Genomic DNA, 10016 nt, shown 5'->3' with positions numbered 1-10016 from the left:
TCACACCGCGCGGCGCCGGGCCCGGTAGGCGGCGACATGGGCGCGGTTGCCGCACGTCCTGCTGTCGCAGAACCGGCGGCAGCGGTTTCGGGAGAGGTCGACCAGGACGCGGTCGCAGTCCTCCGCCGCGCACGGGCGCAGCCTGTCCAGCTCCCCCGCCGCCACCACGTACGCCAGGGCCATGCCGCACTCGACGGCCAGGTGCTCGCCCACCCGGCTCCCCGGCGCGAAGAAGTGCACGTGCCAGTCGTAGCCGTCGTGGTCCGTCAGGTGGGGGGTGGTCCGGACCCGGTCGAGCAGCCCGTTGACCAGCGGCACCGCGCTCGCCGGATCCGGCGCGAGGAAGATCTCGCGGAAGAGGCCGCGAAGCCGCCTCATCCGCGCCAGGTCCTGCTCCTCCACGGGCGGCACCCCGCTCATCCGGGAGGACGCCACGAAGCCGCGCAGCGCGTCCAGGTCGGACAGGAGGTCCCCGCCGTCGGCGGCGCCGTTGACCAGATCCACCATGATGCCGAGGGCGTGCTCGGTGTCATGGGTGAAAATCATGCGGCCGAGTTTAACCGCACATGCGATTCACATGGCTCATATGGAGTAATGAGGATCGGCCACCACGGGATATGCGGCGCCTTCATGCGGAATTCTCATCACGATCGCGTTGCCGTCGAGTTCGTAGCGCGCCTGGATCGGGCGGAAGAGCGAGTCGCAGGCCCACGGGCTGTAGAAACGGCCGACCGTCGCGCCGTAGCGGAGGTTGACCACGTCGAACCCGCCGGACGGCATCGCCTCCAGGGCCAGGCCCTCGGGCAGCGAGACCGGGAAGCGGAAGAACGTCGGCGCCTCGGGGCCGTGCACGACCGTCACCAGGCGGATGCCGTCGGAGAGCGTCTGGGCGACGATGTCGGTGTCGACGTCCACCCCCGCGAACACCCGCAGGCTCGGCCGCAGCACCGTCGCCGCGCGATCTCCGGCCGCGCAGTCGAGCGACACGTGGATGCGCTGCTTGTCCCGGGTCGGGGCCCAGACTCCCTCACGGGCCCGCATCGCCCATTGCACGTCCGCGTTGTCGAACTCCTGGGGTTCGGCTTTGCCCCGGACGGCGAGCACCTGAGAAGCGGCGTTCATCGCCGCCGTCGCCCCGTCGAGCGCGTGCCTCTTCGGCACCAGCCACCTCCGCCTTTTCTTCCTTGCGGCCAACAACCCGCGGTTGGCGCTCTTTGGTTTATCACGTGGCGGAAGGCCACGATGAACTTCGGGTAGTTCCGGCATCAACCAGTGAACGGATGAGCACGGATGGTCACCCTCCGCCCCCGGTGACGGGGCCTGCTCGGAGGACACCGCATCATCCCATGCCCGCCCCGGGGTGTTGAGCCGGTACGACCGCTGTCGATAATGGTCCTCCCACGGGTCACCGGGGACGGAGGGAAGCAGGATATGAGCGAGCAGACACCGCCCGGCGGCACCATCCGGGTCTCGGACCTTCCCGAGGCGGACCAGGAGTTCATCCGCACGGAGCTACGCCGCAACACCCCCCTGCACCATCTGCTGGCCCTGGAGATCGTGGAGATCGGCGAGCGGCACGCGGTGCTGTCGATGCCCGTCCGCGAGGAGGCCTTCAACAGCACGGCCAACCTGCACGGCGGGGCGATCGCCACCCTCATCGACGTGGCGGCCGGCACCGCCGCCGCCCGGGGCAGCAACTTCAAGCGCGGCGAGCAGAGCCTCGTCACCGCCGACCTCCACGTGCGCTACCTCGGCCGCCCCAACGGCGACGTGGTCCACGCCCGGGCCGAGGTCATCAAGGTCGGCCGCCAGCTGGTCATCGTGGAGTGCCGGGTCACCGACCCCGAGGACCGCATCGTCGCCACCGCGGACTTCTCGATGATGATCGTCCCGCAGCGCCAGGCGCTGCGCCCGATGGACGGCGCCCAGCCGCACGACCCCGACCTGTGAATCCTCCGCGATCCGGATAAAATGGTTTGATCGACCACCGCCGAATGTGGCTCCATGGTCCCGGCATACCGCAGGAGACGAAGACGAGGAGCCGGTGTTGTTCTTTCATGTGCTGCCGGGCGGCACCGTTCCGATCCGGATGTGGGCCGATCCCGCCGAGGTCGAGGAAAAGGCGCTCGACCAATTGAGGAACGTGGCGGGCCTCCCGTGGGTCCACGGGCTGGCCGTCATGCCCGACGTGCACTACGGCAAGGGCGCGACGGTCGGCTCCGTCATCGCGATGCGCGAGGCGGTCTCCCCCGCGGCGGTGGGGGTGGACATCGGCTGCGGCATGACCGCGGTGCGCAGCGACCTGACCTTGGAGGACCTTCCCGACGACCTGGGGCGGCTGCGCTCGAAGGTCGAGAAGGTCCTGCCGGTGGGCCGGGGCTCGCACCGCACCCCGGTCGACCCGTCGGGCGTGCGGGGGCTGCGCGAACGCGGCTGGTACGAGTTCTGGAAGGGTTTCGAGGAACTGCACCCGGCCGTCCGCGGCAGGTCCGAGAAATTCGGCAAGGCCAGATCACAGATGGGCTCACTGGGTTCGGGGAACCATTTCTGGGAACTGTGCGCCGACGTCTCCGGATCGATCTGGGTGGTTCTCCACTCCGGTTCCCGGGGAATCGGGAACGAGCTGGCGCAGCACCACATCGAGGCCGCCCGGAAACTGCCGCACAACCAGGATCTGCCCGACCCGGACCTGGCGGTGTTCCTGACCGGGACCGAGGAGATGGACGCCTACCGCCGGGACCTGTACTGGGCGCAGGAGTACGCCCGGCGCAACCGGGCGGTGATGCTCGCGCTCACCGTCAACGCCGTCAGCGGCTTCTTCGCCGACCGCCGGGTCGGGTGGGACGAGCCGATCTCCTGCCACCACAACTACGTGGCGGAGGAGACCTACGGCGACGTGGACGTCATCGTCACCCGCAAGGGCGCGATCCGCGCGGGCCGGGGCGACCTGGGCATCATCCCGGGTTCGATGGCGACCGGCACGTACATCGTGCGGGGGCTCGGCAACGAGGAGTCGTTCAACTCCGCCTCGCACGGCGCGGGACGCAGGATGAGCCGCACCCAGGCGCGCAAGCGCTTCACCGTAGAGGACCTGGAGGAGCAGACGCGGGGCGTGGAGTGCCGCAAGGACTCCGGTGTCCTGGACGAGATCCCCGGCGCCTACAAGGACCTGGAGTCGGTCGTCGAGGCCCAGGGCGACCTCGTGGAGGTCGTCGCCCATCTGCGGCAGCTCGTCTGCATCAAGGGCTGAGCCGGGAGCGGTAGCGGGCCCTGGCCTGCTCCAGCAGGTCGAACAGGGAGAGGTCGGGGTCCGTGCCGTGTTCCCGGATCAGGGCCTCGAGCCGGTCCAGCCATTCCAGGCACCAGTTCAGGTCCTCCTGCCGGGCGACGGAGCGGCCGGAGACGGTGAGCTGGACGGGGCTGGTGTGCGCGTAGCGCCCCCGGGGGTCTAGGTCGTCGGGGAGCGCCTCTCCGTCGGCCTCGGCCACCAGGTAGGTGGGTTCGCGCACCCTGTAGGCGAAGTCCACCCCGTCCGCTCCCTCGGCGACGACTCCCCGGGCGTCGTAGACCCGTATCCGGTCCGCTCCGGTGACGGTGGCGACGACCCGCACGGTCCGGCCGGGTTCGACGTCCAGCAGCGCGCCAGGTCCCTGCCCGTCGGCCTCCAGGGTCAGCCAGGGCCCGTTGGTGGCGAAGGTGCGTCCGGCCCGGATCGCCTCCTGGAACGCCGGGACGCTCAGAGGGCCGTCGAGGCGGGCGTAGACCCGGGCCCATCCCGGTGGGTTCGAATAGGTGCTCAACCGGCTGTAGGAGAGCATCACGTCCGTGCCGGCGGTGGCCGCGAGCCGGACGCCCGCGCCCAGCAGCCGCCGGTAGATCCGGGCGGTGCCGGTGCAGGACAGGTGGTTGAGCACGTCCAGCCCGTCGACCAGGCCCAGTGCCGCGTCGACCACCAGCTCGCGGGCCTCGCAGGAGCGGCTCCCCCAGCCGAACAGCACGTCCAGGGGGTCCTCGGCGTCCGCGGTCAGGGGGTGCGCCCAGATGACGACGGCTCCCCTGCGGCGCAGTTCGGCACACATATGGGCGTTGGGCGGCGAATCCGCAGGCGCATCCGATTCGGCATGTCCAGCGTAGTACCGGGATGGTTCGGACAGCGGGCCGAAGGCCGCGAAATGGCCGAGCAGGTCGTTGCGGTACTCCGTGCCCATGCGGGCGACCAGTTCCGCGGTGGACCAGGGCAGGTCCCGGCCGAGCCATTCGGTGAACGCCTCCCGGTCGTAGACGAAGGAGGTCGTGGCGTTGGCGGCCAGCAGGTTCATCATGTGCAGCGCCTCGCCCCTTTGCATGAGGGAGGCCTCCATGGGTCCCGCCACCTGGTCGCCCGCGAAGTTGAGGTGCAGGTGCAGGTCTCCCCCGTACCAGCCGTCCGCCGCCGGGTCGCGCGACCGGCCGGGGTCCAGTTCGACCACGAGTTCCCCGCCGGGTTCCAGAACGACCGCGGCCCGCCGGACCCCGTGGTCCATCCCCCTGGCCGCGACGACTTCCAACTCACCCGCAGGAACGTCCAGGATCGCCTCCTCGGCGTGGAAGTAGGCGCGGCCGCGGGCGTCCCATTTGCGCAGCGCGCCCTCGGGGAACCAGCCGCGCCCCTCGGGGCTGAGCACCGACCAGCGGCACATGGCCGGCGAGCGCAACCGCAAAGTGGCGGTCTCCGCCTCCCGGACGACGGCCGGGAACTCCACGGCCTCGCCGTCCACGAGGAGGAACTCGGGGTCGGCGCCGAGCCTGGTCTCCCAGACCGCGCATCCGCCCGGCCGCACGGTGCCGAAGGGCTGCACCGACACCTCGGCGTCCACCTGCGACTCCACCAGCAGCAGGTGCTCCAGCGCCTCTCCGCGCAGGACCGGCTGGACGTTCCCCGAGCCCAGGAACCGCGGCCCCTCCGGGGTGAGCCGCAGCACGACCACCCCGTCGGGGACCCGTCCGCGCAGGGCGTCCCGGAACGCCGCGTCCAGGTCGCCCTCGACCGCGCCGTCGACCGCCTCGGTCGGCGACCTGCCTTCGGCCAGTGCCGCGGCGACCGGCCCGGCCAGCAGTTCGGTGTGCCGCACGAACCTCAGATAGGGCACGAGCGGGCCGTAGAGCGACCGGGTGGACTCCCCCCAGTTCGCGCCTTTCTCGGCGACGACGGCGCGGTAGGCGTCCAGTGTCCGGGCCACGAGCGGGGGGAGTTCATGATCGTTGCACATCCCCCCACGCTGAAGGAGCGCTCCGCAGGGGGACAAGCCGGTGGCCGATGGGGGCCACCGGGGTATCAGGAACCTTCCACTCTCACCAGTGGTCGGGACTGAAGGGCTCCTCTTCGGGCCGGTTGGAGAAGGACAGCAGCGCCAGGTCGGACTCGACCATCATCGCCACCAGCTCCTCGAACGTGACCTCGGGCTCCCAGCCGAGCTGCTCGCGCGCCTTCTTGGGGTCGGCGCACAGCAGGTCGACCTCGGCGGGCCGGGTGTACTTGGAGTCGAGGACGACGTGGTCCTCCCAGTTCAGCCCGACGGTCGCGAAGGCCAGCTCCACCAGCTCGCGCACCGACCGGGTGACGCCGGTGCCGATCACGTAGTCCTCGGGCCGGTCCGTGGTGAGCATCATCCGCATCGCCTTGGCGTAGTCCCCGGCGAAGCCCCAGTCCCTGCGCGCGTCGAGGTTGCCCAGCCGCAGCTCCGTGGCGAGCCCCAGCTTGATCCGGGCGACGCCGAGGCTCACCTTGCGGGTGACGAACTCCGCGCCGCGCCGGGGCGACTCGTGGTTGAACAGGATGCCGCTCACCGCGAACATCCCGTAGGACTCGCGGTAGTTCTGGGTGATGAAGTGCCCGTAGGTCTTGGCGACCCCGTACGGGCTGCGCGGGTGGAACGGCGTCAGTTCGCTCTGCGGGGTCTCCCTGACCTGGCCGAACATCTCCGAGGACGAGGCCTGGTAGAAGCGGATCTGGGCCCGGGGCTCGGTGGTGCGGGACGCGCTGATCCCGCTGACGACCCGGATGGCCTCCAGCACGCGCAGCGGGCCCATGCCGGTGACCTCCGCGGTCAGCTCCGCCTGCTGCCAGGACATCGGCACGTAGGAGATCGCGCCGAGGTTGTAGACCTCGTCGGGCTGGACCTGTTCGACGGCGGAGATGAGAGATCCCTGGTCCAGCAGATCACCCGTGATGATCTGCACGTCGCCGATGTGCTTGCGCAGCCTCGCCACATGGGGGTTGGCCTGCCCGCGCACCAGCCCCCAGACCTCGTAGCCCTGCTCGAGCAGATCCTCGGCGAGGTAGGAGCCGTCTTGGCCGGTGATGCCGGTGATGAGCGCTCGCCTGGTCAGCGGAACCCCCCTTTGATGTACCCGTAGGCACGGCCTATCTGGAACAAACACAATAAAACGTGTGAAAGACGAGGTTATCCACACATAGATACTCCTGAGTAGTCCGGGGTCGACTCTGAGCAGAATGAGATTCGACGCCGGGGTCCCCGGTTGGCCACCCGCGCGCATCTGTGTGACCCTCTGAAGATCGGAAGACACCACTTCGGGGAGCAGCGATGAACGGCGACGGGAGCACGGCCCCGCTCCGCCTGGGCGGGCGTGACCTGGACGGATACTCGATCATGGCGGTGCTGAACCGGACCCCCGACTCCTTCTTCGACCGTGGGGCCACCTACACCTTCGCCGCCGCGATGGCCGCGGTCGACCGGGCCGTCGCCGAGGGCGCCGACATCATCGACATCGGCGGGGTGAAGGCCGGCCCCGGGGACGACGTGGACGTCGCGGAGGAGCTGAGGCGGGTCGTCGACACCGTCGCCGCCGTGCGCGAACGCCACCCCGGCGTCGTCATCAGCGTGGACACCTGGCGCGCGGAGGTCGGCGACGCGGTCGCCAGGGCCGGGGCGGACCTGCTGAACGACACCTGGGGCGGCCCCGACCCGGAACTGGCCGCGGTCGCCGCCGAGCACGGGCTGGGCCTGGTCTGCGCCCACGCCGGACGGCAGGCCCCCCGCACCCGGCCGCACCGCGTCGGCTACGACGACGTGGTCGCCGAGGTGGTCGCGCACGTGACGGGCGAGGCCGAACGGGCCCTGGCCCTGGGCGTGCGCCGCGACGGCATCCTCATCGACCCCGCCCACGACTTCGGCAAGAACACCCGGCAGTCGCTGGAGATCAGCCGCAGGCTCGGAGAGCTGGCCGCCACCGGCTGGCCCGTGCTGGTGGCGGTGTCCAACAAGGACTTCATCGGCGAGACGCTCGGCCGCCCCGTGGACAAGCGGGGCGTGGGCACGATGGCCGTGCTGGGCGTCTCGGCCTGGCTGGGCGCCCGGGTCTTCCGGGTGCACGACGTGGCCGGGGCGCGGCGGGCGCTGGGGCGGGTGGCCGCCCTGCGCGGCGGGGGCTGACCGCCGCCGCCCGTCCCCGCCCTCAGCCGGTGTGCTCCTTGGCGTAGGCCAGGAACTCGCGGGCCACCGGAGTGAGGTTCCGGTGGGCGTGCACCAGCCCGATCGTGCGGGTGATCGGCGGGATCAGCGACCGCACCACCAGGCCGTCGGTGTCCTCGATCTGGTTGCGGTACCACAGCAGGGAGCCGCGGCCCGCCCGCACCCAGCCGGGCCAGGAGCTGCGCTCGTCCGACTCCACCGCCACCACCGCCTTCGCGCCGATCCGCGCCAGCATGGCGTCGAGTTCGGCCCGCCGGGCGGTGCCCCGGGTCGGCATGATGAGGCGCAGCCCGTCCAGCGCCGCCAGCGGCACCGGATCGCGCAGCTTGAGCGCGGGCGCCGAGACCAGCACCACCTCCCGCTGCTCCAGCGGGTGGGCCGCCAGGTCTCCGGGGACGGGCAGGTCCGTCACCGCCAGGTCGGCCCGGCCGGCGCGGACCGCCGCGCCGACCGCCTCCCTGCCCTCGCAGCGCACCACCCTGACCCGGACGGCGGGCTGGTCCCGGGCGAAGCGCGGCAGCAGCCTGCCGGTCAGCTCGGGCTCCAGCGTGGCGGTCGCCGCGATGCGCAGCTCCGAACCCCTGCCGCTGCCCCTGGTCACCGCCTCGATCGCGTCGACCGCCCCCAGCGCGATCCGGGCCTGGCGCACCACCTGCTCCCCCACGGCGGTCAGCACCACCCCCCGGCCGGACCGGGCGAAGAGCTCCGCCCCCAGTTCGCGCTCCAGCTCCCGCACGGCTCGGGAGAGCGCGGGCTGGGCGACGTAGAGCGCCTGTGCCGCCGACGTCATGGTGCCGTGGTCGGCGGTGGCCACGACATAGCGCAACTGCCGCAGATTCATGCTCCGACGGTATGGCAACCGCGGCCTCGTAGCTGGTACATGCCGGAAAGTCACCGGTTGTAACTAGTTACGTTGACGATTGACCACGGTCGGCGGGGCGCCCGCCCGCCTACCTGTCGGGGAGGTCCGCGGCGTAGGACTCCTTCACGATGTCGAGCACGTGCCAGGAGTCGAGCTCCCGCACCCCCTCCACCGCCCGCACGGTGTCCAGCGCGTCGACCAGCGCCGCCGCCGAGCCCGCCTCGATCCGCCCTACGAGGTCGAACCTGCCGAAGCCCGACGACAGGTAGCGCACCGCGTCCAGCGCCCCCAGCGCCCGGGCCACCTCGCGGACCGCGGAGCCGGCCGCCACGCCGAACGCGGCGAGCTCCAGGTTGCCCAGGGCCGCCGGAGCGGCCAGACCCGTCACCTGGATGACCCCCGAGCGCATCAGCCGCACCACGCGCGCCCTGGTGGCCGCCTGGGAGAGTCCGATGATCCCGGCGAGCCGGGTGTAGGGGGCGCGGCCGTCCCGCTGCAGCTCCTGCAGCAGGCGCCAGTCGATGTCGTCGAGCACGACCTCGCCGAGCGGGCGCACCACCGAGTGGGCGTCCTTGACCACGTCGACCGAGCGGAACACCTCCACGGAGGCGACCCCCTTCAGCCGTCTGATGTCGTCGACTACGGAGGCGAGCGCCTCGTCGTCGCGGGCGCGGGCCTCGGCGACGACGGCATGCGGGCCGGTGGTCAGGCCGGCGAAGCAGATGGCGGGCTGCCTGGCCAGCTCCAGGGCGACGTCGCGAGCGGGTCCGGCACTGGTCACGGTCAGGTGGCCGACCGCGCCGGCACCGATGACCCTGGCGTGCACGATGCCCACCACACGGACGATGCCGTCTTCGAGCAGCCCTTGTACCCGGGCCCTGACGGCCGTGCGAGAGAGCCCGACGCGATCGGCGAGAGCCTGGAACGTCGCCCGGCCGTCCCGCTGGAGCTCGCGGACCAGCACGGAGTCCACTGCATCCAGCAAGGGGAGTCCTCCTGTCGTGGGGGTTCGAGGCCGGTCGGACCTTGAAGAGGGTGTTGCAAGATCCTTACATTTTCCGACCGTTCGTGGGAAATTTTGATCTTGCTCGTGTTTGTCCCGTTCCACTGCCGTCGAAGCGGTCGCTTCCGAGCAGGGGGTATCCGAAAAAATGGTGGAGACCTCGCTTCGCACAGTGGAACAGCACTGAAAATCCGCTTCAGCCATCGGTGGCATTTCTTACTTCTGTCCTGGAGGTCAGCTCACGGGCGAAACAACGGACCAGACCGGGGGGCCGGAAGCGCATCCGTCCGCTGTCCTCGCACCTGACCACCTCCAGAAGGCGCGCATCGACGAGTTCCTCCAGCAGATCGTCCGGCTCCTCCCGGTCGAAAGAGCCGTCCGCGAGCCGCGCGAACACGCGCCGTGCCCGCGCCGACAACCCTGCGTGACTGGCCGCCAGCCCCGGACGGACGTCCAGGTCGCCGTGCGCCAGCTCGCCCAGGCGCCGGTCCTCGTCCGCCAGCCGGAACACCAGGTCGGCCAGCCGCCAGTGCGGCTTGCCCGCCAGACGCGCGGCGGCCGCGCGCACCGTCAGGGGCAGCCTGTCGCACAGCTCCACCAGGCGCCGGGCCGCCTCCGGCACGGCGAACCCGGCCTCGGCGAACTCCGCGTAGGCGGGCCCCCGCCACAGCTCCAGGGC

General features: G+C 71.1%; 9 protein-coding genes and 1 pseudogene. 3 read left to right on the top strand and 7 right to left on the bottom strand.

What is annotated here, in order from left to right; genetic code table 11:
• Both ABD327_RS22160 and ABD327_RS22155 read right to left on the bottom strand, forming a co-directional pair.
• On the bottom strand, positions 1–546 hold the full coding sequence (locus ABD327_RS22160) for a CGNR zinc finger domain-containing protein (protein WP_344452511.1): 546 nt from the start codon (positions 544–546) through the stop codon (positions 1–3).
• Positions 547–582: 36 nt separating this feature from the next.
• Positions 583–1161 (bottom strand): hypothetical protein, encoded by a 579-nt coding sequence (locus tag ABD327_RS22155; RefSeq protein ID WP_344452510.1) that lies wholly within the window; start codon positions 1159–1161, stop codon positions 583–585.
• Between the two features lie 270 nt (positions 1162–1431).
• Between ABD327_RS22155 and ABD327_RS22150 the strand changes: the two genes are divergently transcribed.
• Both ABD327_RS22150 and ABD327_RS22145 read left to right on the top strand, forming a co-directional pair.
• On the top strand, positions 1432–1950 hold the full coding sequence (locus ABD327_RS22150; RefSeq protein ID WP_344452509.1) for a PaaI family thioesterase: 519 nt from the start codon (positions 1432–1434) through the stop codon (positions 1948–1950).
• Between the two features lie 139 nt (positions 1951–2089).
• A complete protein-coding gene (locus ABD327_RS22145) occupies positions 2090–3250 on the top strand; it encodes an RtcB family protein (RefSeq protein ID WP_344452822.1) in 1161 nt (386 codons plus the stop codon).
• Here the strand turns inward: ABD327_RS22145 and ABD327_RS22140 are convergent.
• Together ABD327_RS22140 and ABD327_RS22135 are read right to left on the bottom strand one after the other, a co-directional pair.
• Positions 3240–5249: a CehA/McbA family metallohydrolase gene (locus tag ABD327_RS22140; protein WP_344452508.1), complete on the bottom strand. Its 2010-nt coding sequence runs from the start codon at positions 5247–5249 to the stop codon at positions 3240–3242. The genes ABD327_RS22145 and ABD327_RS22140 overlap by 11 nt on opposite strands.
• An 82-nt stretch (positions 5250–5331) precedes the next feature.
• Positions 5332–6420, bottom strand: coding sequence for a GDP-mannose 4,6-dehydratase (locus tag ABD327_RS22135; protein ID WP_425547178.1), 1089 nt, complete (start codon positions 6418–6420; stop codon positions 5332–5334).
• Between the two features lie 164 nt (positions 6421–6584).
• Between ABD327_RS22135 and folP the strand changes: the two genes are divergently transcribed.
• Positions 6585–7433, top strand: coding sequence for a dihydropteroate synthase (gene folP / locus ABD327_RS22130; protein WP_344452507.1), 849 nt, complete (start codon positions 6585–6587; stop codon positions 7431–7433).
• Positions 7434–7455: 22 nt separating this feature from the next.
• Here folP and ABD327_RS22125 read toward each other — a convergent pair whose 3' ends face one another.
• The 3 genes and pseudogenes from ABD327_RS22125 to ABD327_RS22115 all read right to left on the bottom strand — a co-directional run.
• Positions 7456–8313, bottom strand: a complete 858-nt coding sequence (locus tag ABD327_RS22125) for a LysR family transcriptional regulator (RefSeq protein WP_344452506.1) — start codon at positions 8311–8313, stop codon at positions 7456–7458.
• A gap of 109 nt (positions 8314–8422) precedes the next feature.
• Positions 8423–9319 carry an Lrp/AsnC family transcriptional regulator gene (locus tag ABD327_RS22120; RefSeq protein WP_344452505.1) on the bottom strand — a complete coding sequence of 299 codons (897 nt, stop codon included), beginning with the start codon at positions 9317–9319 and terminating at the stop codon, positions 8423–8425.
• Between the two features lie 214 nt (positions 9320–9533).
• A pseudogene (locus ABD327_RS22115) lies at positions 9534–10016 on the bottom strand (hypothetical protein); the annotation flags it as partial.

The organism is Actinocorallia aurantiaca, from assembly GCF_039533685.1.
GTDB classification, from domain to species: domain Bacteria; phylum Actinomycetota; class Actinomycetes; order Streptosporangiales; family Streptosporangiaceae; genus Actinocorallia; species Actinocorallia aurantiaca.
The sequence above is the reverse complement of the archived record's forward strand: the minus strand, read 5'-3'. Positions and strand labels throughout refer to the sequence as shown.